Source organism: Mesorhizobium sp. WSM4848 (assembly GCF_055811375.1).
In genome coordinates this window covers 46,231-69,033 of record NZ_JBVVPX010000040.1, presented here as the reverse complement: position 1 = coordinate 69,033, position 22,803 = coordinate 46,231, and the positions used below count along the sequence as shown (strand labels likewise).

The window sequence follows — 22,803 nt, the reverse complement described above, 5'->3', positions numbered from 1 at the left end:
GCAGGCGCGACGACCGGTTCCTGATCTCTACCTCAACCGCAGGCGCCCTCCCGCGCAGCGGGTTCGTTCAACGGCCCATTTCTGACATTCAGTCAGGATGCCGGTTTGGGGCCGACCGCTGACTGGCAGCTAATGGTCGCACGTGGCAGATAGCGGCCCGCTGTTTGCCCAATGCTCGACTAAACTCGAAGTGAACCCGTCGGAGCTAACCGCATGTCCACCCAACGTCCGCTCCCGGTTCGCCACGTCATGCCGAACACGGAAGGCTCTTGACTTCAACCGGGCCGCGCCCTCAACGATGGTCCGTGGGTCAAATCGGACGACGGATCACAGATGACGCTCGACATTCGTGGGAGTCTGAAGAACACCAAAATCAGCTCCGACGGATACGTCGTACTCGAAGAATTGATCTCGAACGCGATCGACGCTTTTCTAATCAGGCAGCATCAAGATCCCGCGACGCTCAGCCTAGAGGTGTCAATCGAGGTCGACATCATTACAGCCGGACTTCTCGGCGATGGCACGGATGTTACGATCACCTGCACAGATAATGGTTGCGGCTTTGGGGACGACCAGACCGACGCCTTCTTGACCAAAGATACCTCCTACAAGGACGACCTCGCCATAGCCGGCATCGGTAAATGCAGAGGCGCCGGGCGCATCCAGTATTTTCACCACTTCGACAAGGTCGGGATCCGGAGCACCTACCGCAGCGGCGGGAACACGCTGACCCGTACCCTGCCCTTGGCTGCCGGGAGGAAGAAGATCGAATTTGCCGACTTCATTGTAACAGACGGCAAGTCGCAGGACAGCGGCACCGCGATCCGGCTAGAGGGCTTGAAGGAGGCGCCTCGCGCGCGGCTCTATAAGTCGGAGCCGTTGGGCGAGATTTTCTCTGCGACCAACATGCGCCGCAATATGCTAATCGCGTTTCTGCAGAGGCTGGTCAGCCTCAAATCACGGCTCGGCGACTTCGTTATCAAGTTTGAGACCCGGTATCCCAAGGGCCGCGTCGAGCGCAACAGCCTACGTGCCACCGACCTTCCCCTCGTAACGACGGTTAAACCCGCTGAGGTGGAGGAACGCGATCCCCGGTCCGGCAACCCGCTGGGGAGGACGGTAAGTTCACCATTTCTCATTACCGGCTAGACGCGAAGACCTACGATCTACCGCGGAACGCCATCGCGTTCTGCGCCAGATCATCGCCGGTACTGGATATCACTAGGCGCTACCTCCGCACTGTCGCCGAACAGAACAGGTCGGTGGAGGGGTTCCACCACATCGTCCTCGTCGAAGGCGACCTCCTAGACAAACGGGTTAACGAGCAGCGCGACGGCTTCGACGACATTCCCGACGATATTCCGGTGACGGACCTCTTTGCCGACGAGACCGTGTCGTTTGCCGGGATCTTTGATCAGATCGATCCCATCATCGAGGATATGGTCACCCCATCCGGCTGGAGCAAGGACGACGTTATCAAGGACGTGACCGAAAAGTTTCGCGTCATTCCGGCAATGCTCACCGACACCGACACAAGGGTCGTTTACGGCGACAGCGCAAACTCGGTCGCCGAGCGCGTGTTAAAGAAGTATCAGGAGCGCATTATCGCCGATACGGCGGAGATCTTTGATCTCAGGGCCGAGATCGAGAAGGCGGAACCGCACACCGCCGACTTCAGACACAAGATCCACGAACTGTCTTGGAAATACACGTCTTCGCTCAAGACGTTTGACATGGCCAGTCTGTCGCAGCTCGTGGTGCGGCGGGCTGCTATTGTCGAAATCCTTGAGCTCGCCTGCAATCGCGGGCTCGCTGTTCAAACAGCTCCGGAAGGACAACGGCGCAAGGACGAGCAGGTCATCCACAGCATCTTCTTTCCTATGAAGAAGGACAGCCGCGAAACATCGGATCACGACATCTGGTTACTGAGCGAGGAATATCAGTACTACGAGTACATCGCTTCGGATAAGCCGCTGGCGCAGATCGAGTGGAAAGAGGGGGAGAAGCTTTTTGATGCGGACATCGACGCAGAGATGACTGCAACGCTGCGCCGTCGGGCCGACGACAACGCAGCCATGCGCCCTGACATTGCGATCTTCGATAAGGAAGGCTCCGCGATAATCATCGAGTTCAAGGCCCCTGGCGTCAGCATGGACGACCACACCGGAGACCTGTCAGAGTACGCCCACCTGCTCGCCGCTAAGTCGAACGGCCGCCTGAAGAAGTTCTACGGATACCTCATCGGCGATACGCTCAATCCGCTGCGGATGGCCGGCTGGACGAGGTTTGCCTCAGGCAGGAGCTACTTTCGGACGACCGACCTACCCGACCCCGACAGTGGACGGAACCTCGGCGAGCTATATACCGAAACACTGCTCTACGAGGACATCGTCGATCGCGCGAGCAAGAGGATAGGCGTTTATCGCGACAAGTTGCGTATCGACTTCACTAAGACGTAGGCTGGACGCTCGTCTAGTCGGCGTGCCATTTGCAGCCGAACGAATGGCAGGTCTTGGGAGCGCCTACCACGCCATTGAACGGCGAGAACGAGGCGCATTGCTTCGTGTGGCTGGTTTGACTCAAGGGTTACACATCGTCGAAGTTGTCGACGACGGCTTCGTGCTTGACGGCAAGACGTACGGATCGCTGTCAGCTGTCGCCCGCCGCATTACCGGCGCCCATTGGTCTGGCCCGAGGTTCTTTAAGCTATGACGATGACGCCTCGCCTCAACTGTGCCATCTACACACGAAAATCGACCGAAGAGGGATTGGATCAGGAGTTCAACTCACTCGATGCCCAGCGCGAAGCTTGTGCGGCCTTCATCGCTTCGCAAGTAGGTCTTGGCTGGAAGCTGGTGCCAGACCACTATGACGACGGCGGCATATCGGGCGGCACGATGGAGCGCCCTGCCCTGCAGCGTCTCCTGCAGGACATCCGGGACAAAAAAGTCGATGTGGTGGTGGTTTACAAGATCGATCGCCTTACCCGGTCGCTGATGGATTTCTCCAAGATCGTCGAGATCTTCGATGCCAGCTCCGTTTCTTTCGTGTCGGTGACGCAACAGTTCAACACTACGACCTCAATGGGCAGGCTTAAGCTCAACGTGCTTTTGTCCTTCGCTCAGTTCGAGCGAGCTGTCACAGCAGAGCGTATCCGCGACAAAATCGCCGCATCGAAGAAGAAAGGCATGTGGATGGGCGGCGTGGTGCCCCTGGGCTATCGCGTCGACAACCGCAAGCTGGTGATTGACGAAGCTGAAGCGCAAACAGTCAGGCACCTGTTCGACCGCTATCTCACCCTGAAGTCTGTTCGGGATCTTGTCGACGAGGTTGCGAGCGACGGGCTCTCGACACGGGCGCGACAATGCAAAGACGGCTCAGTTGCCGTCACCATGCCGTTTGGTCGCGGCAATCTCTACCACCTGCTTTCGAACCCAATCTACATCGGCAAGATCCGGCACAAGGATCAGGTCTATGATGGAGAGCACGAGCCGATCGTCACGTCGGCCACGTTCGAGGAGGCTCAGGCACTTCTCGCCGCGCAGGCGCCGCGGCGGCGAAGCGATTCCAATGTCACGCAACCTCATTTGCTCACCGGTCTGCTCTTCGATGAAGCGGGTGAGAAATTGCGGTCGGTTCACGCGAAAAAAGAAGGTGTTCGCTACCGCTACTATGTCTCAAAACAGTTCATCGATGAACGCCGGAAAGGGTCATCGGGTTGGCGTCTTCCTGCGCCCGCACTTGAATCAGTTATTGAGCATCGCCTGAATCGAATTCTCGGTGATCAGGCCCAACTGTCTGGTTGGATTCAGCAATGGGCCGACGCTGGCGAAATTCAGTCGGCGATGCGGCGGGCAGAAGTGATGCGGTCGTGCTGGGCATCAGACACTGCGGAAGCGAAGCGATTTATGCTTCAAAAGATCGTTCGGAGGATCACCCTCAAGCCCGGATCATTGACGATCGAACTCGATCGCCGCTCGCTATCGGAATTGCTTCTCGACCCTACTCTGCCTCCCAACGATAGCGCCCATGTAACTTCGATCGAATGTCCAATCGGTATGAAGCGGCGCGGTGTCGAGACGCGGATCGTGCTTACAGACGGGTCCAACATCAGCCGAGAGCCCGACGGCGCCTTGATCGACCTTGTGCGTCGAGCCCGCCTCTACCTGGAGCAACTTACGGACGGAGCCAACCGCAGCCTCACCGACGTTGCCATGCTCAATGGCACCGACACGTCTGAGGTGAGCCGACTGCTTCCCTTCGCGTTCCTCGCTCCGAAAATAACGGCCAGCATCGTTGCCGGCGACCAGCCTGTCCAACTGACGGCGCACAGACTCTCGCGGGTCTCTGACCTGCCACACGCCTGGACCAGCCAGACTGCAGTCCTCGGCTTCTGACACCAATCCGGCGTGCATCTGGCTGATCAGCCAACCATCGCTTTGCCAAACACTTGGCTACGGAATTCGCCCGACAGAGACGGACGGCCAAAAGTCAGGTGTTTTGGACGCTCACTGCGGAGCCTCAGCCAAGTGTTGGCCACTACTCGGCGCTAACCCACGGACATGTCGTAGCTATTCTGAGACTGGCGAAAACCCCGGAAATCCGGCGGACTGAATGGTGGGCCCGGAGGGCGTCCTAGAAACGTTGATTTCATTGACTTTTTCGTGGGCCGAAATCAGAAGTCTTCCCGCATCGTTCCGTATGGTCCCATGACCTGCCCCTGCCGACGCGATTATGTGTCGGGCCGCTAGTTCCCGAGCCCAACGGGATAGAGTAGCAGATTCCTAATCTGTAGGTCACAGGTCCGATTCTTGTCGGGATCACCATGCTTTTCAAACACTTAGCGAATTGCTTCCGTACTTTTTTGCCAATTAGTACGGAAATTAGTACGGTGTTTTCGCGCGAAAGTTGACGGTCGAGTTGCAGCCCCGCTATCGAATCGCACGATGTCCATGCCTGGCTGCGGAAACACGCAAAGGTCTATACCGACAATCGCCGGCGGTGAAGTTTAGCCAGGATGAATTGCGTGGGATCGAGACGAAACGCACGCTCCGATGTCTAAGCGCTATGCATTTCGTTCTTACGGAAAAAGCGCGTCGCGTCCGGCAACGTCATCTGCTGACAAACTACGCCGCTTCTGACCCTTTCCGATGTCGGGATTCATGACAGAGGCAGCATCGTCGCCGGCGGGCTGATCGGCCAGCCCAACGCCGTGGCCAAACTCATGAACCGCTACGCCTGATGACATCATAGGCGTCCGACGGCACGTTGCCCGTACCCTCGTAAAGCTTCACGGATGAAATAATGCGTATATCGCAATCGATGAGCTTGGCTTTCTCGGTCTCGTCGGGGCATATCGCCGAGGCCGCCGTCGGGAGGGGCAACTGTCGATAGGCGAACTTGATGCCTCCGATGGAACGAATACAGTAAGCGTATATCGCCACTCGCTCAGCAGCAAAGACATGTCCATCGTTGTCGAGATCATCAAATTCCTGGGGTCTGTAATAGCCGCCAGTGCTGCAATCGCGGGTGCGTATCTCGACGGCACCAAATCAATAGATTCCGGCAGACTTACTCGTAGAGGACGCATCGTTGTCGGCTCTGCGATCACAGGCGTCTTCCTCTCAGGCTCAGCTCAGGTAGTGCAGATGATCGATTCAAGCGCGTCGGCCGAGGCGACGCGCTTGCGCAACGAGGAGACGGCGTCTCGCCTAGAGCAGATTCCACGCCTTATTATGCGGCAAACGTATCCGCTTGAGCCCCTCGACCTGATTTTCTCCGTAGAGTACTCAATGGATCAGCCGGAATTGAAGGTCTATTCAGACCGGCTCCAGAAGGACATCGTGAAATTTCTACGAGACTCGCGCGGTAACCGTGCACCTACATCAGACGATCTCGCCAACGAGGACGTCGAGTTCATAATCAGCAATACGCAGAGTTGGCTACCGACGGAGACGGAGGATGAGCGCAATGCGCGCGACTTGGCGGAGGACAACACCGTATTTGTCTTTGCGAGTTCCAGACAGAAGGACGGCGGAGAATTGAGGTTTATGTCGACCTCGCCAGGCATCCAGGATGCAATTGTCACGATGCCGAGGCATGGCGACATCAAGCAGCACATCGAGTTGAGAGCCGATTACAAGCGGCGCGTTTTCACCAAAATTGTACGCTGCGAGAGCCCAGTGCGGACGGGTTCGGATATCACGTCCTTTAGCGCACTCGATTTGATCGGACGGACGTTGACCTGGGAGGACGGTGTGGTCACCAATCTCAAGTGGGGGTTGGTGAGCTTAGCGTTGCGTTTCTCCTACGACTACGGGTTCGGACAGAACTTCAACGAGCTTCCCCCGGGCCGGGCTATCAAAATCACCCCGTCAAGCGCGGTGGTTGAAGCTGACGACGTTGGTCTGGAAACACTGATTAGAAAATAGCACAACCCGGGCCGCCGTCCCCGGGACCTGGCAAGCTCCCACGCGAAGGGAACGAGCCGCCCAAGTGTGGCCGGTCTGCGTTTGAGTCAAGGAGCCCGGCGACCCTACTGATCTGATCTAAATCCGAGCAGATGTTTGCTCTCTTTCCTAGCGGGCGGCTCGCGGCCGTGTGCCACTCGCACAGATCACCGAGCGATACAACTTTCGGGCCAATCGGCGGAAGCCGAACGTCATCGAAGCCAGTTCAATGGTGTCGCCGGCCGCGGGCATGATTGGCGCCGGATCATCAATGCGGACGTCGTCCCCCTACGGCATCAAAGACATCGAAGTTCCAGTAGAAGCCAATCCAGGGGCGACCGCCGATTCTTCGTTGATGAAATAGCGTCTCGGGCACGATTTCGGCGAACGCGCACTTTCGGAACCGCTGCGCAGCCTCCTCCCATCTGTTACCAACTCCGTAGCCTCGCTCTTCGTACGAATATCACCCTCGCCGAACCGGCCTAACCGACGCCGAATTTCCGCTGAGCCGCCGTCCGCAGGATGCCTGCGAGGTTCTGATTATCGAATGTCGTTCAGGCATTCGTCTTTCAAGTTCAAAGACGAAAGCTTCGTCGAACCAGAACTCACAGTGTTCTTCGCACGGTCGGCGATGAAGGCCTTCAAGACCTCTGCATGATCAGTCTGAATGGCGGAGATACCTGCATCGATAAGGCGGCCCCAGATCGCTTCCGAATCCTTGAGCGCTGCCGTGTCGGTGAAACCCGCGCAGGAAACCGGATCGAGCGTATTGTACCAGAGGGCGATGCCAGCCTCGCGGCATCTATCTTTCACCGCCGCAACCTGGTCCAGCCTATCGAAATAGATCTCGCACAGGGCAGGGGAAAGCTTGAACAACAAGTCGAGTTGGGTGTCGGCGTCCCGATGGTCGAGATGGGTCTTGGCCATGAAGAGAACACCGTGCGGATCCACCGCCTCACGGATCCAGGCGAGGTCTGCTGGCGTCTTCAGGTCGCCCCAATAATCGACCTGGCTGTCGACGGCCATCGAGCGGGCAAGGGCCATAACTTCTGGCAGCATGTCCCTGTGCTTGATGTCGAGGTGAATGAAAATGCGGTCCCGCGTGAGATCGAACACGTCCTTCAGGCTTGGCAGTTTTTCGCTCGTCAGGAGATTGGACGCGCCGCCGTCACGATTGCGTAGTTTCAAGCTGCGCAATTCCTGCAGTGTCATCGTCTCAGGCCTCTGATCGACGCCCACCATTCGTTCCAGCGTGTCATCGTGCAACAGGAAGAACTCGCCATCGGCACTGCGCCGCACGTCGATCTCCACCACTTCGCAGCCGACTGCGATGGCCTTCCAAATTGCCAGCAGACTATTTTCCGGGGCCTCATGCCAAACGCCGCGGTGGGCGACAATCGCGCAGGGCCGATCGGGGTTGACCATGTGGTCGGTACTTGTAAGGCCTCAGAAACTCGCCCTCTTCGACGCTACGCGATTTCCGGAAGTGCCCCTCCACGCCGATCAGCATCGGGTGACGACCTGACCTGACGGTCTTGGTCATGACCGTGCCAATTCGCTTTCGTCTGACGCGGGTTTTGACAGGCACTGCGAGGGGCTTGTCCTTCGACCAAGCCTGTTGATCGCCGGGAAGCGCCGCCGGCAATTCGGGACGGGGCTTAGCCTTCCCAACCGCCTTTTTCTGCCAATACCCCACTGGCGGGCGAGGAACACTGAGCGCCTCACAAACGCGTGCAAGGTAGGAGCCTGACACTTGGAACTTTTCAGCCAGATGGTTGATCGGTGTTATCCAGACCAGCTCGTACAGGTCTTCTCGCGAAATCTCGAATGCTTCCAGGCTTGGGGCACTCGGGTCTATATCGTTCGTCGTCATCTGGAATCCTGCTGTCGTCCGGTCACAGCGATGAAAGATCCGTAGTTCACGGGAGACCCGCGACGTCAGGAAATAACTATCGCCGCAGCAGTCAGTCCATATGAAAATTCGACGCATCGAAGCGACACCCGCTTCGGGCTCGGAGAGCATAGTTTATGTCCGGGAAACGGCCGTTCTTCAGGGGCTTAGCGCCACCCACAATTCGAAGCCCAAATTCCGTGCGGAGACCAAGTGACGAAATCTACCGGTTTGTTGCTCGCAGGGATCGGGTCGGAGCAACATGGACCAAGTGCACCACGTTTGTATTACAGTCCGAGAAAACTAGGATACGTTCTTTGACGTGTTGACAGGTCAACTCCATTCCCCTCAATCGAAGGAATCTTCATGGGCCAGCCGGACGTTTTCATTATCGAGTCGCTGAAATTCGACGAGGAGAACGACTACAGGGAAGGCGAAATGATCTATCAGGCCCTTCGCATGTCCCTTAAGAACCCGATCTACCGCTACGTTCGAACGGTCCTCGAATTCGAGCATTTCATCGACGAATTTGAGAGCAGCGGCTACCGTTACCTCCATGTGTCCTGCCATGGGAGCAAGGGCGGGGTGGACACGACACTCGAAAGCATCACTACGCAAGACTTTGCCGATATTGTCGGCCCGGCTCTCAGTGGTAAGCGGCTTTTCCTGTCGACGTGTTTGGCATCCACACTGGCAATGGCACAAGCCGTTTTCGCCAATGGCGGATGCACGTCACTAGCGGGTCCTCTGAGGAAAATAAACTTTGACGATTCCGTGGTCTTGTGGACTTCATTTTACCATCTGATGTTCAAAACCGACCCTGACAAGATGAAACGTCACCAGATCAAGCAGACACTGGCGAAGTGCGCCAGTCTCGTCGGCGAAAAGATCAATTTCTATGCGCCGGGTAACGGAAGGCCTATAGCCCGCGTCATTCTCCCCGAACCTCAAACATTGCTGATCCGACCTTCACGATCGACCGAGGCCAAACAAAACAGAGCGGGAATGAGGTCGGAACCAGAATGATATTTGACCACCACAGTTACTACGATCCGGCCATAGCGATAGACGATTCAGACGCGCCGCATGGGTTCGATCCTGCGACCCAGCATCGTCGATTGTCAGGAGCAGGGTTCAGTGATGCAGATTGCGTGGGTTTTTACAAATCTGGATATGTCGTCACACGGAGTGGGCTTGTAGTCGACCGATTTCACGGAGGGTCGATATCTACCTGCGACTTGCGAACGAGATTTCCCGTAGCCGAGTTCGGAATTGCCTTGAGCAAGGGAACCTGTCAGGTGCCAGTGCATCGGGCCACGTCGTTGGCGGACGTTGCTCGTATCGTCGAGAAAATCGACAGTGGCGTGAACAGAAGGCTATTGTTCCGGGGCCAGACAAAATCATATCCGCTGGTAAGAGAGAAGCCGAATTCCTTTTTCCAGATCCCCAACCTTGGTGAAGTTTCTCTGCTGCCTTCGGTCTGGCGGCGTGTGCTGCGGGATCGTAACAACGTCTACCATTGGTTCCAAAATCTGACGCTCTTCGAATGGTCTTCGATCATCTACAGCTCAGTCGACATTTCGGATATCGACCGACGTGTAATCGAAGCTCAAGCGCGCGGCGACTGGATCGCGACAATCAGCGACATGGAGGATAGCGACGACCCAGTGCTGAAGAAGTTTGGGCAATTAAGGGCGGACATGACGATGGAATTCGGCAATCGGCTGAATTGGCCATTGAGCACCCTCCTTCAGCACTACGGCCTGTTTTCCCCAGCCCTTGATCTGACGACCGAATTGGATGTTGCCATCTTCTTCGCGACGCACCGCTTCAAAAAGGAAAGAGATATCTCCGCCTACGAGTTCGTCGGATCGAACGCACGGCAGGCGGTCATCTACATCATCAAGGAAGATCCGAACGAGACCACGAGCTATGAACGCGTCCGGTTGCTCGACCAGCTCGATCCGCAGCGGCCGAAACTTCAGTCCTGCGTAATCTTCGGGTCCGGTCCAGATGCCATGAATTTGGCCGCTGACTTTCTCCAGGGGGTCATCTTCCTTGACTTCGATCTTGCCGCGCCTGGTCGCATCGGTGTGGGAGATATCTTTCCAAGGGCGGAGGACGATCGATTGCTGGCGGCCCTCAAGAGCAATCTGACAGGAGGCCCTCGGGATGCCCTAACAGATTTCTATTCTTCCTAGGAGCCGTGACCGCCACCGACTTCCCTCTACCAGCTAATGCATTCTCTTTCACGCTTCGCTGGTCTGCATCATACTGCGTTTGAACATCGTGTTCGGATGTGAGGGAAGATGACGGAGGGCAAGCGGGACAGCGAAAGCGGACTTTGGCCCCACGCGGGAGAGGTCAGCGTTAGCGATGCTGACATCCTTGCGGATATGATCGCGCGAGTGCCGCTCGGCGAGGACACGGCCCTGACGGCCGATTCCATTTACGAGGCGTTCGTCGAAGCCAAGAAGGCAAGTGACGCGTGGATTATTTATTACATGATCTCCGTGGCGCTGCTGCTCATGGCCGCTGCCCACGCGATCACCAAGCTGCCCTTGCTAGGCGTCGAACTCAGTGGCCCGTTCATCGGGCCTGCGGCGATCCTCTACTTTTCCGTGTGCACCGCAGTCTACACCAATCATGAACTTAAAATGCGGCTCTATCGAACCTTCTTCCAGACTCGGCTCAATGCCGTAAGCGGGCCCGATCGCGCAAATGTCTTGTTGCGCTATCCGCTCGCTTTTTATGGGGGTGAGTATCTGCCTTGGGCCGCCCGCCCGAAAGGCTTCGTGGTCGGCTGGAAGCACATAGTGGGTTCCCTGCCATCGCTGGGGATCTCGGCGCTCGGCTGGCTGCTTGCAGTTTTCGGCCTAATGGCGCTTCTGGGCTACGCCCTCTATGGTGTCTACAATGATCCCGTTCTTCCGCTTCTCGTAAAGGTCGCAGTCGTGGCGATGTTTTTCGGTTCGGTGACGGTGAGCGGCCAGCTTCTGCGCCCCGCGAAGGTCAAGCATCCCTACCGACGCTGATCGACCGCCCGAAATTTGCCGAGAGGCGATGGTCCTCTTTGCCGCCTCGGCTCAACTCCGGTGCACATTGAAGCGTTCTAAAAAAGCGGGAAAAGATCGGCTAGATCTTGGCATATAAGCGTGTAGGCCGCGGTCCTCCCGCAGCCATGTCAGCTTCTGGATGATTACAGAAGCAGGCGGAACGGCCGAGATGAACCGCTGAGCTGCCAGGCGGCTTCACCTATCGCATCATGGTTTGTTGATCGCGTAGATGAGAGCTAAGCCGAATGAAAGGGCGAGCAGAACCAAACCGGCGGCGACGGTCCCGGCCGCAGCCGCGTAGCCGCCCATGCGGTCGCTGGTCATTTCGCCCTCGAGCGTCTCGACGTCGCCGCTGTCGTCCTCAAATCCCGCCCGCGGGGCGGACTTTGGTTTGCGCGTTATTTTGCGCACGACATCGTGACGTCGGCGCTTGGGAAGTTCGCCGATGAGCGGCCAAGCCAGTACGAACGCCGATAACAGGCCGCATAGGGCCGACAACCAGTCGGCGTTGCCCGCGACCCAGGTCCAGACCGCTGTCACGACGCTATCACTTCGCCGTCCTTGAGCAACTGCGTTGCCGGCAAGGCAAAGACGACCGAGCTTTCATTGCTCGTATTGCCGACCTCGACAGTGCCGGCCCTGCTGACCAATGCGACGCTGTCGTTGATCAGCGTCTTCCCACTCCCCTCGCGCAGCGCCACCGCGCGTATCTCGACCCCGGCCCCGACGACCGCGATCACGACAAGCGGATCGTCGGTGGCCTTGATCCTCGTTCCAGAATGCGGCGCCAGCGACAGGAAGCGCGAACCGACGAGGCGCGTCGGCAGCTTGTCCAGGCCAAGTCCGGCATTGCTTAAGGCGGCTCTAAGCCACGTCGTGACCTCCTTCGAGAGCAGACTCAATGCGACCGCTGCAGCCGCCTCACCGAGATCGGCTTCCCGTACCTTGGCCTTGGGTCCCTTTGACGCCTTGAACATCCGGACCTCTACATCATTCGCAACGGGCTGGCGCGCATCGGTGGGTAGAAATGACGGCTCGATCCCCAGCGCTTCGCAGATACGCGAAACGGTCGTCCAAGTCGGACCATCACTTCCCCGGCCGTTCTCGATCATGCTCAGCGCATTCTGCGATAGGCCGATGCGCTTGGCGAGTTCGTCTTGGGTTAAGCCCTTCGCCAGCCGCGCCTGTTTGAGCGTCAGTCCGAGTTCGAGCGATGGGGCGGTGATTCCATCCCCAGCAGAGAAGCCAAGCTCGTTAACGACGCGGTCAAGCGAGCTGCGCAGTGTCTCGGTATTGCCCGCCCGGTCTGCCCGTCGGGCGAGCGAACGGCGCGCCTTCTTGGCGCTCGCGGGAACAATCTGGTCAAGGTCGGTCATGTCGGTCATCTCAGATCTACTCATAGTTGCTGCACGCGCGGCCGCACCACGCTCTGCCACCATTGCTCGTCCGAGCGGCCGGAAAGCGGTCACATGCCGCGAGCGCGATAAGCTCGACCGTGCCATCGGGCGCCACGGAGGCCGTGTAAGCGACGCAAGGCTCGTCCACTGTCCGAAACACCGTCCAGTCCCCTTCTTCGCGCCAGACCGAGCGGGTTTCGAGATAATCGACAAGCTTCTCATCGCCGAGCGCCGGGAGCCGGACCTCCAAATATTCGATCCACAGTGAGCGCACCCGTTCACGATCGGCATCGCGCCCCGCCAAGCTCGCCGCGCGTCCTGCAGCGACGACATCGTCGGCGAAGCCTCCCAAACCGGTCTTCTTGAACCGCCGCACCTCGACCAGGTCGCCCTCCTAAGATATATATAGTTCTTAATATTGCAAGCAGGGCTACGTGGCTCGCTGTCTCTGCCATGGCGCAATGGTACCATTATTCCCGCCAAAATCTTGGTCCTGTTTCATGACCAGAGCCGGACATATGTACCGACCATCGCCACGTGACTGATGACCGAGGAGACAATTCCGATGAAGGCAATCGCAGTAACGGATCAGGCTGCGGGAACGGCCGGGATGAAGCTGGCGGAGCGACCCGAGCCACAGGCAGCGATAAACGACGTCGTCGTTCAGGTTCATGCGTCGGGATTCGTCCCGACTGAGCTGACGTGGCCCTCGACCTGGACCGATCGCCTCGACCGTGACCGGACGCCATCGATCCCCGGGCACGAGCTGGCCGGAGTGGTCACCGCCCTCGGCTATGGTACGACGGGACTGTCGGTGGGCCAGCGGGTGTTCGGTCTCGCCGATTGGTATCGCGACGGCACCCTGGCGGAGTATGTGGCCGTCGAGGCACGTAACCTCGCGCCGCTGCCGGGCGACGTCGACTTCACGGTAGGCGCCAGTTTGCCGATCTCGGGCCTGACCGCATGGCAGGGTCTGTTCGACCATGGCCGCCTTCAGGCCGGGCAGAGCGTCCTTGCGCACGGTGCGGCCGGCGCAGTCGGGTCGATGGTGACGCAACTCGCGCGGGAGGCCGGCGCCTATGTCATTGGCACGGGACGCGCTGCCGACCGTCAGAAGGCTCTCGACTTCGGCGCGAACGAGTTCGTCGACCTCGAGAACGACGCACTGGAAGACGTCGGCGGCGTCGATCTAGTGTTCGATGTCATCGGCGGCGACATCCAGAAACGGTCCGCAGGCCTGATTCGAGCCGGAGGGACACTGGTGACCGTCGTCGGGCCGCCCGACGCGCGGCCCGCCAACGGCCTGGCGGTCGACTTCGTTGTCGAGTCCGATCGTGCTCAACTGAGTGAGATCGTCCAGCGGGTGCGGGACGGACGACTGCGGACGAACATCGGCAACATCTCGACCCTAGACGATGCCGTTTCCGCCTTCAACCCGACCGAGCGACGCTCGGGGAAGACGATCATCCGCGTTCGTCCGTGAGCGACATCACCATCATCGGCATACGCGGCCTCCATGCATGCGCCACTACGAGGAACTTATGGATCGACCACATCGGCCATTTCCAGATAGCGGCAGAAGCCGTTGGCAAGCTGCATCTGGCGCGGCGTCCGACATTCCGGTTCGAACACCGCCGGATTGGCGATGAGAATGCACAGGGCCTTGGCGCGGGAGGTGGCCACATTGAGGCGGTTCGCGCTGTAGAGGAACTCCATGCCACGCGGGGCATCGGCATGACTGGAGGTCGTGACGGAGTAGATTACGATGGGCGCTTCCTGCCCCTGGAACTTGTCCACGGTCCCGACCCGCGCGCCGGGGAGGCGCTCCTGGATTTCAAAGACCTGCGCGTTGTAGGGCGCGATGATCAGGATGTCGTCCACCCGAAGCGAGGATTCCGTTCACAATATCGCGGATGCGGTCGGCCTCCTCCGGGCTGGAATTCTGGTTGCCGCTGTGCTGCACCCCGACATAACGCAGGCCAGTTCCGCCAAGCGGGCCGTCCATCAGGATGGCCTGGTTCTCAAGACCGGGACGGGGAAGGAGGCGGCTTTCGTAAAACAGTTCGGAGGTGAACCGGCAGATGTCGGGGTGGAGGCGCCAGGTCTGATCGAGGAATAGGCCCTCCTCCTCGGCGATGGTCTGCCGTCCGCCGAGAAGGTGGTCGAGGGCCGAGACGTCCGTACCGTCCGGGTGCGAACCCTGCATCGGCTGCTCGAGCTGCTGTGGATCCCCGAGCAGGACAAGGCCGGCTGCGGCCGGCGATATGGCAAGCACGTTGGCGAGTGACATCTGCGCGGCCTCATCGACGAAGAGCACGTCAACGAGACCGGCCGCATCAGGCCTGGCCCACAGGAAACCGGTGCCGCCAAGGACGTTGTAGCCGCTTGCAAAGGCGCCGAGGGCTTCGGGGTTCTTCGTCGTGAAAGTGAGGTGCGGGACATTGTCTTCCGCGTCCGTGACCTTGTGCAGGCACTGCAGGTCGAAGCCCTCCTTCTCCGCTTCCTCGGCGCCCTTCGCGAGCAGGTGGCGAATGACCTTGTGGCTGTTGGCGGTCACCCCGACGCAAAGGCCGGCCCTGACCAGCGCAAGGATTGCGTGGGCGCCGGCATGGGTCTTGCCCGCGCCAGGTGGCCCTTGGATGGCGAGCACGCCCTGCAAGCCCGGGACGAGGCGGCAGGCCGCATCGACCGCGCCCTCGCCCGGCTGGCGCAGCGCCGCGCCGCCGGCATCTGGCGGCTGCAGCAGCAGCAGATCGCGGGCAGCCTTATAGGTACCGGGACCGGCGATCCCGTGATCGGCCACATACTCGCCGATCTGCACCAGGGACTCGGCCAGAACAGCCGTGTCGATGTAGGTATGGGCGAAGACAGCTTCGGGGTGAAAACCGGCGGTGTCGCCCCGCTTCTTGATGTCGATGAAGCGATGATCCAGGTCGACGGCCTCGACTTTGCCGAACCGCTCGCCGCCGACGCTGCGCAAATCCTCGCCGCCGCGAAACTCCGCGTCCTGCGGGGGAAATCGATAGCGGTGGATAGGGGCCTTGGCGGTTCCGCCCACGGTATCCACGAACTCGAGGCCGGCGATGCCTGCCCGCTCGTCCTCCAGCTCGTCCGCGGACAGCGCCGCCAGCCGGAAGTATTCCCACCAGATCGCCTTCTCCTCCCGGCGATGCCAGTCGAGCACATTCGCCAGCACGTAGAGCGCCTGCTGCTCGGCGCTGCGTTCCGCGGCGTCCACCGGTATGCCATCGGTCAAATTGGCCACTGCCGCATCGATCCGCGCCTGCCAGACAGTAATATTCGGCGGAGCGTCCTCTTCAGGCAAAGCCGGCCGGGGAACCTCCACACCGGAGGCAATCGCGTCCGCGCGCAGGCCTTCCAGCCAGTCGCGAAGCCGCGCCGTCGAGACGCAGTCATCTTGGTTGTAACCCGTAACGATGGCCCGATCGTCTGCATTGAGGCCGCCTGCGTCCCCAAGCTCAAGGCAGGCCTGGACCCTGCTCAAGGCATAGTTGGCATCGGGCAGCGACACCGCGCGCGTGAATTCGTAGAGCGGCTCCAGCTTCTTGATGGAATAGCTCTCGACGCTGGCGCGGATGGCGTGGCGGATCACCGCGTAGAGATCGACCAGGACCTGCCCGCGCAGCAGCGTGTCGATCTCTTCCTCGCGCGTGGCGTAGCGCCCCATCAGGCGTTTGAGCGCGCCCACCTCATAGGCCGCGTAATGATAAATGTGCATGCCGGGATGGTGCGCTCGCCGCTCGATCACGAAATCGACGAAGCGTTCAAAGGCGGCCTTTTCATCGGCCGGCGTGAGGCACCAGTCGGCAACGTAGGTGAGCACGCCCTCCGTGTCCTTGAAGGCGTAGCCGAAGAGATATTCGAGGCCGCCTTCGCCGACGAAGGGGTCGCCTTCGAGATCGAAGAAGATGTCGCCGTCGTCCGGCTCCGGCAGCCGGCACATACCGAAGCCCGGTTCAATCGGCAGCGCTTCGTGGAGCAACTGCCCGGCCGCGCGCCCCGCGACCTGGATCCGGGCCTGCTCCCGGATGCGATTGTAGGACGAGGCGGCGCCGCGCTCCGGCTTCCACGGCAGTGGAAGGGGGAGCTCGGCTAGCGCCGTCATGGTGGCGACGTCGTGGCCGGCGAGCTCGCCGCGCTGCACTGTCGTGATCCCGGCAACAAGGGAGAGGTGATCGTCTTGGTGGCGCTGGTCGTCGCATCGGCCCCGCCAGCGGCAGATGTCGCAATGAGCGACGGGCTCCGGATAGGTACCGCCGTTTGCGTTCAAGGACGCGGCAAAGCGTTCCCGGACATTGCGGTAGTAGGCAGCATAGTCGCTGACCCGGAAGACCTCCGGCTCGAAGCCGGTGAGGGGCGCGACAACGTAGGCGCATTCTGGTACGAGGCCCTGCACTTGCCCGACGAGGTCAGAATAGAGGCAGAGCTGCAGCACCGTCCCGCCCTTGGTTTCGCGGGCGAGCTTGGTGTCAACGACTTCATAGGACCAGGCGCCGAGATCGCTTGGCGTCTCGACGCGCCGGAGGATATCGGCCCGGCCCGTGAAGGGCAGCGCGCGCAGCGCGGCCTGCACGATGATCTGCGCGCCGGCGCGCATCGCTTCGATCGTGGCGGCTACTGAGCCGTCATCGATGCCCTTGCCCTCGATGACGGCGACCGTAAAGCCGGACGCGCGCAGGTGATCGACATAGGCCGTCTCGTGGGCGGCGCCTCGCTGCTGCAATATCTCGCGTAGCGGATCCCAGATCTTCGGCTTTTCGAGCGTGCCCTCCGCCACCTGAACGTCAAGCGCAGTCAGGTGGCCGCAGTTCAAGTAGCCGACCAGGTCGGAGGCACTCAACTGTAATTCGGAGCCGATTCTCAGCATGGACAAAGTCTCCGCGGATTGGTGACAGCCCGGCAATTCGGCTGGTTGCCACGATCGCCGCTGGGTTCCCCCTCCCGGTCTCGCTAAGGCACCGGCCGAAATCAGAAAACAACTATGGCGTTCCTTCAGAAATATATTATCATTACCGAAAAAGAAATTGGAGGAACCTTATTAGATATATGAAACGCCAGCAGATGGGTGGATGCTGAGCATAATAAATCTATTTGCAGCGCGAGCCGTTGTTTTTCCCACGTCGCACCTCCGCGGTTGATCCAAAAATTCACGTAGGGTTGCATATCGGTCGCGATATTACGGTATCGTCGCGCATCCGTAACTTCGGCTCGCGTAGTAAAAATAGAACCAACTGGTAGCAGGCCATTCGCATTGTACGAGTTCGGGGAATTGATCAATGGAAAGCCCTTATCTGTTCCCATGGATGGCCGGGAGCCCCCAGGAGCAGCTGACCGAGCCGGAAGACATCGCAACAGCAATCAGGGCAGCAAAGGCCCGGAAATTGCCGCGGCTTCCCAACATACCAGGATGCCGAATGCTCCGCCCCGGAGACCTCGGCTATGCCACTCGGCTCAAGGTTTATAACGCGAGAACCCAGGTGGCGCCGGCATTATTTGCCGTTTGTTCAACAGCCGAAGCGGTCGCCGCCGTCCTTAGATGGGTGAAGGACAATGGTCTGGCCTTCGCCGTGCGCAGCGGTGGGCATTCTTACGAGGGCTACTCCAACAGCAGCAGCGTTGTCATCGACATCCGCAGTCTCAACAAGGTCACGTTCGACAAGCCCAATCTCACGGTTACGGTCGGGGCAGGCGCCACTATCGGCGATATCCAAAATTTCCTGAAAGGCAAACGCGTTGCATTTGCAGCAGGTTCGTGTCCGAGCGTCGGAATTGGCGGCCATGCCCTGGGGGGAGGCTATGGGTTGCTTTCCCGCGCTTATGGGCTCGCCAGTGACAATCTTCAATCCCTGGACATGGTCAGTGCAGCTGGCGCAACTATTACGGCCACCAAGACAACAAATCCGGATCTCTATTGGGCCAGTCGCGGCGGCGGCGGCGGCTCGTTCGGCATCGCCACTGAGTTCACCTTTTCGGTGCATCCTATTGGATCTGTGATCGTCTTCGGTCAGTCGTGGTCACTCCCGGTCAGCCGGGCGCTTCGCATCGTCGATGCTTGGCAGCAATGGGCACCAATGGCCCATAGGGGGACGACCGCATTGTTGAAGATCGCGAAGATTGATGCGAACACCGTGTCGCTGCGCTGCCTTGGTCAGAGTATTGCGCCAGCGGACATCATTGACAGGGATCTCCGGGCGCTCGAAAGAATCGAACCCCTGAGCAAACCGCGCACATTCAGAACAATGAGTTTCTGGAACGCCGTGCAGTACTTTGCCGGGAGTGACCCAGACCCGGCTTACCAAAAGGAGAAGTCCGATTTCGTGCCTGCCTTGTCGGCATCAGGAATGAACGCGTTGTTGAACCAGATCACGGGGCAATCCTCCACACATATTGCGACGATCCTGAATGCTTATGGCGGCGCGATCGACGCTATGGGCGAAGGCGAGAGCGCTTTTCCTCACCGAAGAAGCATCAAATACATGATCCACTACTATTCCGGGTGGGATAGCGCTGCCAGCACCCAAGCTCGCGTGGCCGAGGCCAATGCCTTTTACCAAGCAATGCGTCCCCATGTTCCCGGGAAAGCCTACGTCAACTACATCGATGCCGATCTTCCTAACTGGCAAAACGCGTATTGGGGCCAGAATTTTGGACGACTGAAGGCCGTCAAACGCGCTTTCGACCCGACAAACCTATTTCATTTCGCGCGAAGTATCCCGCTGTGAAAGAGATAATTTGGCTTCTTAGACATACCTGGGGGACAAGGACATGATGGCGAAGACAATCCTACCGTCACCGGACTTCAGCTGTACCGCACCTGACTGTATCTACAAGGCGGGGGTCCGCCCATATCGCAAAGGGTCATTCAGACTCTCCGCAGAGACGATCGGACCCAAATTTGTAGTCCACAACTATGGTCATGGAGGTGCCGGGATCACCATGAGTTGGGGATGCGCAGATGCCGTTGTGAAGATCGTAGGGCAACACGCCGCACCGGGCACGCGCGTGGCGGTGGTCGGCGCCGGTGTCATGGGCCTGACGGCCGCGACGCTTCTGACGAAAGACTACACGGTCAGCATCTATGCCGATCGGCTGACCGGCACGACATCAGACGTCGCGGGCGGACAATGGGCGCCCTCCGTGGTCGAATTTGACCACTCGAATGCCGCCGCGAAGCAGCAGTTCGAGGATATTCTTCGCGTTGCGTATCGCATGCACGAGCAACGGATTGGCCGAAATTTCGGCGTCTCATACCGGACCAACTATACCAAAAAACTGAGCGCGACCTTCGACAAGGTGCCAAAGGACATTATACCCGCACCCGACGAATACCCGCAATTGCCGTTCGCGAAACTCAAGTCCAAAGGATACGGCTACAAGACACTCCTCGTGGAGCCTCCTGTTTTCCTCGCGCGGCTGAGATCTGATTTGCGCACGGCCGGCGTGATCCCACAACACAAGGTCTTTGGCAACGCCGCGGACGTCACCAATCTTGCAGAGCCGACCATCATCAACTGCACAGGCCATGGTGCCGGCGTATTGTTTCAGGACAAGGACATCGTGCCGATCAAAGGTCAGCTCGTGCTCCTGAAAGCGCAACCGGGGCTAGATTATCTTTACAGCACTGACCAGACCTATGTTTTTCCGCGGTCAGATCATGTGGTGGTCGGCGGGTCGTACGAATGTGGTGTCAACGATGAAAATCCGGTTCCGTCGATGTGCGAGCATATCCGGAAGATGGCCGAGGACGTGTTTGCTGGCCTCCTATTCACTACAGCTGACGATCGCCCATGGCTGATGCGCAACAAGTGAGGCCACGCTTATGGTTTATACAGTCGCCAATTATATTGTCGATCGTCTGAAGGAGCAGAAAGCAGATGCGCTTTTTGGTGTCCCCTCAGTCTATTGCGCTGACCTGTACGATGCCGCCGAAAGCACGTCAGGATTCTCAGCAATTGTCACCAGCAGCGATCTGGAAGCTGGCTATGCCGCGGACGGTTATGCGCGAATCCGCGGACTCGCCGGTGTCGCAGTGTCCTATGGCGTTGGCACCCTCAGTCTCGTCAATGCCATCGCAGGAGCCTTTGTCGAACGCAGCCCTGTTGTTGTGATCAACGGAGGGCCGTCAGAAAGGAACATCAGCGATCAGACCAGCACGGGAGTTGTGTACTCCCACTCGATGGGACGAGCTCATACCGATCTCGACGTATTCCGGCCTGTAACGGCCTTCTGCGAACGTTACGACGCTCGCGGCCGTCCCCGCCAAAATTGACCAGGCGATCAGCACTGCCATTACCCGGAAGCTGCCTGTCTATCTTGAGATTCCACAAGGTGTTCTTGCATCCGCCTGTGCGCCTCCGGCAGGAAAATTGGACCTCACAGTTCCAGCGGGGGTTGCTGCCAAATCAGCCAAGGCAATCGTTCAAGCCATAAAGGCAGCCAAAGCGCCAGTGTTGATCGTCGGTGTCGAAGTACAACGATACGGAATGGCCACGACCATGCTCGCGGTCATCGACAAGCTCAAGATCCCGTGGGCGACGACGCTTCTTGAGCGCACAGTTTTGCTGGAAGCACATCCGCAATTCATAGGGGTCTTCAACGGCGAAAAGGCACCATCACCTCTCAAGGCCGCCATAAGTGGCGCCGACCTGATCGTGTCGCTGGGGGCTGTCTTCGGCTCAGGCCATGCCAGCATCATGATTGCGCAACACAAAAAGACAATCCGCGTGTGGGATGGCAATATCTATAGCCGCGGCGGTGCCGCAGAGCAGCTAAGTTTCACGGAACTGCTGGCACAGCTTGACAAGAATACGATGATGGAGACGAGCCAGCCAACGGCTCCGCCGTCCGGGCCCTACAGGGTGCGCGAGCAGGGTGAGGCCGCGTGGGACGGCGATCGCGATCTTGTCCCGCAACCTCCGCGGACGCCATCTCAGCCCGCGCCTGTCATTGCATCCGCAGCAAACGGCATGACCTACGACGATCTGTTTCGTGTCGTCGAGCAACTCGCTGGCCTTGATCCTTCATACCTGACGATTGCAGATACTTTTCTCGGAATCTATTCGGCCGCACGTATTCAGATGAGTGGCCAAGATTGTTTCATGGCGAACGCAATCTGGGCCTCGATCGGGCATTCCGTTGCAGCAGCGGTAGGTGCTGCTGTCGCCAAAAGAAAGCGCCCTTTCGTGATATGCGGCGATGGCGGCTTTCAAATGACCGCACAGTCTTTGTCGACGATGGCGCGTCTGAAACTCAATGTCATAGTCTTGATCGTCGACAATGGTCTTTACGGTTATGAGCAGTATCTTCTCGATAAACGCTACTATAGCGATCCAAAACACGATCCCCTGCCCTTCTCTGTCATTTCGCGCTGGGATTATATCGAGGTCGCACGTGGCATGGGGATCACACAGGTTGCGACGGCGAACACTATGCCCGAGCTGAAGGCTGCGATCACTGCGGCCAAAGCCCAACCCGGCCCCGCAGTCATCCAGGCGATTGTTCAATCGCGTTCGTTGCCGGCCGGTCTCTAGCGCAGGGTCTTATCCCGGCACAGTTCAAGAAAGGCCTGGGCCTTTGTGTAACTGTTTGTCACCTTCGCCCAAGAGGACACGCAATCTTTCGATAAGAAGGGCAAATGTGCGCAAGACTCTCCCAAACCAGAATTCTGAATGCCTAGGCGCGCTCTGCTGCCCTATCTCTCATGCATACGCTCCCTGACCTATCCACGATTTTCGACTGGCAAGTCCCCCAGACCTGCATTGGCAGCGTAGTAGAAGTTCACGATGCTGGTCGTCCACGCAAGTACATCGCCCAGCAGCGACCTCTCAAAGAACCTCGTGATGCTCCTACCTCAGATTCTGCGGGTCTTGGCAAAATGTGGTCCAATCAGATGCGTTGATAAGCAACGCAAAAGCCCCGCTGTCGCGAACATCAGAGATGTGTTGACGCTTCGCACTCAGCGAGTGCCAAGCCACATATATAGCCGAGGA

At 58.8% G+C, this 22,803-nt stretch carries 21 protein-coding genes; 13 read left to right on the top strand and 8 right to left on the bottom strand.

Features of this window, described 5'->3' with window-relative positions; translation table 11 throughout:
- Positions 1-333 precede the first annotated feature (333 nt).
- From AC0L16_RS28300 to AC0L16_RS28285, 4 genes are all read left to right on the top strand, one after another.
- A complete protein-coding gene (locus AC0L16_RS28300; protein ID WP_473624644.1) occupies positions 334-1,149 on the top strand; it encodes a hypothetical protein in 816 nt (271 codons plus the stop codon).
- A 113-nt stretch (positions 1,150-1,262) separates the two neighbouring features.
- Positions 1,263-2,459 (top strand): hypothetical protein, encoded by a 1,197-nt coding sequence (locus AC0L16_RS28295; protein WP_473624643.1) that lies wholly within the window; start codon positions 1,263-1,265, stop codon positions 2,457-2,459.
- Positions 2,460-2,502: 43 nt separating this feature from the next.
- Entirely contained in the window at positions 2,503-2,712 is a 210-nt protein-coding gene (locus AC0L16_RS28290) for a DUF2924 domain-containing protein (protein WP_473624641.1), read from the top strand.
- Entirely contained in the window at positions 2,709-4,397 is a 1,689-nt protein-coding gene (locus tag AC0L16_RS28285; RefSeq protein ID WP_473624640.1) for a recombinase family protein, read from the top strand. Before AC0L16_RS28290 ends, AC0L16_RS28285 begins: the two co-directional genes overlap by 4 nt.
- Before the next feature lie 683 nt (positions 4,398-5,080).
- Here AC0L16_RS28285 and AC0L16_RS28280 read toward each other — a convergent pair.
- Positions 5,081-5,248: a matrixin family metalloprotease gene (locus tag AC0L16_RS28280; RefSeq protein WP_473624650.1), complete on the bottom strand. Its 168-nt coding sequence runs from the start codon at positions 5,246-5,248 to the stop codon at positions 5,081-5,083.
- A gap of 214 nt (positions 5,249-5,462) precedes the next feature.
- On the opposite strand from AC0L16_RS28280, the gene AC0L16_RS28275 reads away from it, so the two are divergent.
- Positions 5,463-6,431 carry a hypothetical protein gene (locus tag AC0L16_RS28275; protein WP_473624639.1) on the top strand — a complete coding sequence of 323 codons (969 nt, stop codon included), beginning with the start codon at positions 5,463-5,465 and terminating at the stop codon, positions 6,429-6,431.
- 558 nt (positions 6,432-6,989) lie between these two features.
- Here the strand turns inward: AC0L16_RS28275 and AC0L16_RS28270 are convergent.
- Together AC0L16_RS28270 and AC0L16_RS28265 are read right to left on the bottom strand one after the other, a co-directional pair.
- Positions 6,990-7,874 (bottom strand): glycerophosphodiester phosphodiesterase family protein, encoded by an 885-nt coding sequence (locus AC0L16_RS28270; protein WP_473624637.1) that lies wholly within the window; start codon positions 7,872-7,874, stop codon positions 6,990-6,992.
- The gene (locus tag AC0L16_RS28265; RefSeq protein ID WP_473624636.1) at positions 7,819-8,322 is read right to left on the bottom strand and encodes a hypothetical protein; all 504 of its coding nucleotides are present in this window, start codon (positions 8,320-8,322) and stop codon (positions 7,819-7,821) included. The genes AC0L16_RS28270 and AC0L16_RS28265 overlap by 56 nt, the downstream gene beginning before the upstream one ends.
- A 384-nt stretch (positions 8,323-8,706) precedes the next feature.
- Between AC0L16_RS28265 and AC0L16_RS28260 the strand changes: the two genes are divergently transcribed.
- From AC0L16_RS28260 to AC0L16_RS28250, 3 genes are all read left to right on the top strand, one after another.
- Complete coding sequence (locus AC0L16_RS28260; protein ID WP_473624634.1) at positions 8,707-9,366, top strand: hypothetical protein; 660 nt, start codon at positions 8,707-8,709, stop codon at positions 9,364-9,366.
- Positions 9,367-9,617: 251 nt separating this feature from the next.
- The gene (locus tag AC0L16_RS28255) at positions 9,618-10,541 is read left to right on the top strand and encodes an FRG domain-containing protein (protein ID WP_473624633.1); all 924 of its coding nucleotides are present in this window, start codon (positions 9,618-9,620) and stop codon (positions 10,539-10,541) included.
- A gap of 108 nt (positions 10,542-10,649) precedes the next feature.
- Complete coding sequence (locus AC0L16_RS28250) at positions 10,650-11,375, top strand: hypothetical protein (protein ID WP_473624632.1); 726 nt, start codon at positions 10,650-10,652, stop codon at positions 11,373-11,375.
- Positions 11,376-11,603: 228 nt separating this feature from the next.
- Here the strand turns inward: AC0L16_RS28250 and AC0L16_RS28245 are convergent, their stop codons facing one another.
- The 3 genes from AC0L16_RS28245 to AC0L16_RS28235 are packed head-to-tail and all read right to left on the bottom strand — an operon-like array spanning position 11,604 to position 13,169.
- The gene (locus AC0L16_RS28245; RefSeq protein WP_473624630.1) at positions 11,604-11,936 is read right to left on the bottom strand and encodes a hypothetical protein; all 333 of its coding nucleotides are present in this window, start codon (positions 11,934-11,936) and stop codon (positions 11,604-11,606) included.
- Positions 11,933-12,781, bottom strand: coding sequence for a helix-turn-helix domain-containing protein (locus AC0L16_RS28240; protein ID WP_473624629.1), 849 nt, complete (start codon positions 12,779-12,781; stop codon positions 11,933-11,935). The genes AC0L16_RS28245 and AC0L16_RS28240 overlap by 4 nt, the downstream gene beginning before the upstream one ends.
- 7 nt (positions 12,782-12,788) lie before the next feature.
- A complete protein-coding gene (locus tag AC0L16_RS28235) occupies positions 12,789-13,169 on the bottom strand; it encodes a hypothetical protein (RefSeq protein WP_473624628.1) in 381 nt (126 codons plus the stop codon).
- Between the two features lie 189 nt (positions 13,170-13,358).
- On the opposite strand from AC0L16_RS28235, the gene AC0L16_RS28230 reads away from it, so the two are divergent.
- Positions 13,359-14,276, top strand: a complete 918-nt coding sequence (locus AC0L16_RS28230) for an NADP-dependent oxidoreductase (protein WP_473624626.1) — start codon at positions 13,359-13,361, stop codon at positions 14,274-14,276.
- Between the two features lie 56 nt (positions 14,277-14,332).
- On the opposite strand, the gene AC0L16_RS28225 is transcribed toward AC0L16_RS28230, so the two are convergent.
- Both AC0L16_RS28225 and AC0L16_RS28220 read right to left on the bottom strand, forming a co-directional pair.
- Entirely contained in the window at positions 14,333-14,674 is a 342-nt protein-coding gene (locus AC0L16_RS28225; RefSeq protein ID WP_473624625.1) for an AAA domain-containing protein, read from the bottom strand.
- Positions 14,628-17,681: a TM0106 family RecB-like putative nuclease gene (locus AC0L16_RS28220; RefSeq protein ID WP_473624623.1), complete on the bottom strand. Its 3,054-nt coding sequence runs from the start codon at positions 17,679-17,681 to the stop codon at positions 14,628-14,630. Before AC0L16_RS28220 ends, AC0L16_RS28225 begins: the two co-directional genes overlap by 47 nt.
- A gap of 409 nt (positions 17,682-18,090) precedes the next feature.
- Between AC0L16_RS28220 and AC0L16_RS28215 the strand changes: the two genes are divergently transcribed.
- The 4 genes from AC0L16_RS28215 (at position 18,091) to AC0L16_RS28200 (ending at position 22,344) form a co-directional block, all read left to right on the top strand.
- A complete protein-coding gene (locus AC0L16_RS28215; RefSeq protein ID WP_473624622.1) occupies positions 18,091-19,536 on the top strand; it encodes an FAD-binding oxidoreductase in 1,446 nt (481 codons plus the stop codon).
- A 241-nt stretch (positions 19,537-19,777) separates the two neighbouring features.
- Positions 19,778-20,623, top strand: a complete 846-nt coding sequence (locus AC0L16_RS28210) for an FAD-dependent oxidoreductase (RefSeq protein ID WP_473624621.1) — start codon at positions 19,778-19,780, stop codon at positions 20,621-20,623.
- A 10-nt stretch (positions 20,624-20,633) separates the two neighbouring features.
- On the top strand, positions 20,634-21,083 hold the full coding sequence (locus tag AC0L16_RS28205) for a thiamine pyrophosphate-binding protein (protein WP_473624620.1): 450 nt from the start codon (positions 20,634-20,636) through the stop codon (positions 21,081-21,083).
- A gap of 97 nt (positions 21,084-21,180) precedes the next feature.
- Positions 21,181-22,344: a thiamine pyrophosphate-dependent enzyme gene (locus AC0L16_RS28200; protein WP_473624618.1), complete on the top strand. Its 1,164-nt coding sequence runs from the start codon at positions 21,181-21,183 to the stop codon at positions 22,342-22,344.
- Positions 22,345-22,803 lie beyond the last annotated feature (459 nt).

Excerpts from the sequence above, each read along its gene's own strand:
- AC0L16_RS28300 (WP_473624644.1), top strand. The coding sequence starts at position 334 with ATGACGCTCGACATTCGTGGGAGTCTGAAGAACACCAAAATCAGCTCC.
- AC0L16_RS28290 (WP_473624641.1), top strand. The coding sequence starts at position 2,503 with ATGGCAGGTCTTGGGAGCGCCTACCACGCCATTGAACGGCGAGAACGA.
- AC0L16_RS28285 (WP_473624640.1), top strand. The coding sequence starts at position 2,709 with ATGACGATGACGCCTCGCCTCAACTGTGCCATCTACACACGAAAATCG.
- AC0L16_RS28280 (WP_473624650.1), bottom strand. The coding sequence starts at position 5,248 with ATGTCATCAGGCGTAGCGGTTCATGAGTTTGGCCACGGCGTTGGGCTG.
- AC0L16_RS28275 (WP_473624639.1), top strand. The coding sequence starts at position 5,463 with ATGTCCATCGTTGTCGAGATCATCAAATTCCTGGGGTCTGTAATAGCC.
- AC0L16_RS28270 (WP_473624637.1), bottom strand. The coding sequence starts at position 7,874 with ATGGTCAACCCCGATCGGCCCTGCGCGATTGTCGCCCACCGCGGCGTT.
- AC0L16_RS28265 (WP_473624636.1), bottom strand. The coding sequence starts at position 8,322 with ATGACGACGAACGATATAGACCCGAGTGCCCCAAGCCTGGAAGCATTC.
- AC0L16_RS28260 (WP_473624634.1), top strand. The coding sequence starts at position 8,707 with ATGGGCCAGCCGGACGTTTTCATTATCGAGTCGCTGAAATTCGACGAG.
- AC0L16_RS28250 (WP_473624632.1), top strand. The coding sequence starts at position 10,650 with ATGACGGAGGGCAAGCGGGACAGCGAAAGCGGACTTTGGCCCCACGCG.
- AC0L16_RS28240 (WP_473624629.1), bottom strand. The coding sequence starts at position 12,781 with ATGACCGACATGACCGACCTTGACCAGATTGTTCCCGCGAGCGCCAAG.
- AC0L16_RS28230 (WP_473624626.1), top strand. The coding sequence starts at position 13,359 with ATGAAGGCAATCGCAGTAACGGATCAGGCTGCGGGAACGGCCGGGATG.
- AC0L16_RS28220 (WP_473624623.1), bottom strand. The coding sequence starts at position 17,681 with ATGCTGAGAATCGGCTCCGAATTACAGTTGAGTGCCTCCGACCTGGTC.
- AC0L16_RS28215 (WP_473624622.1), top strand. The coding sequence starts at position 18,091 with ATGGAAAGCCCTTATCTGTTCCCATGGATGGCCGGGAGCCCCCAGGAG.
- AC0L16_RS28205 (WP_473624620.1), top strand. The coding sequence starts at position 20,634 with ATGGTTTATACAGTCGCCAATTATATTGTCGATCGTCTGAAGGAGCAG.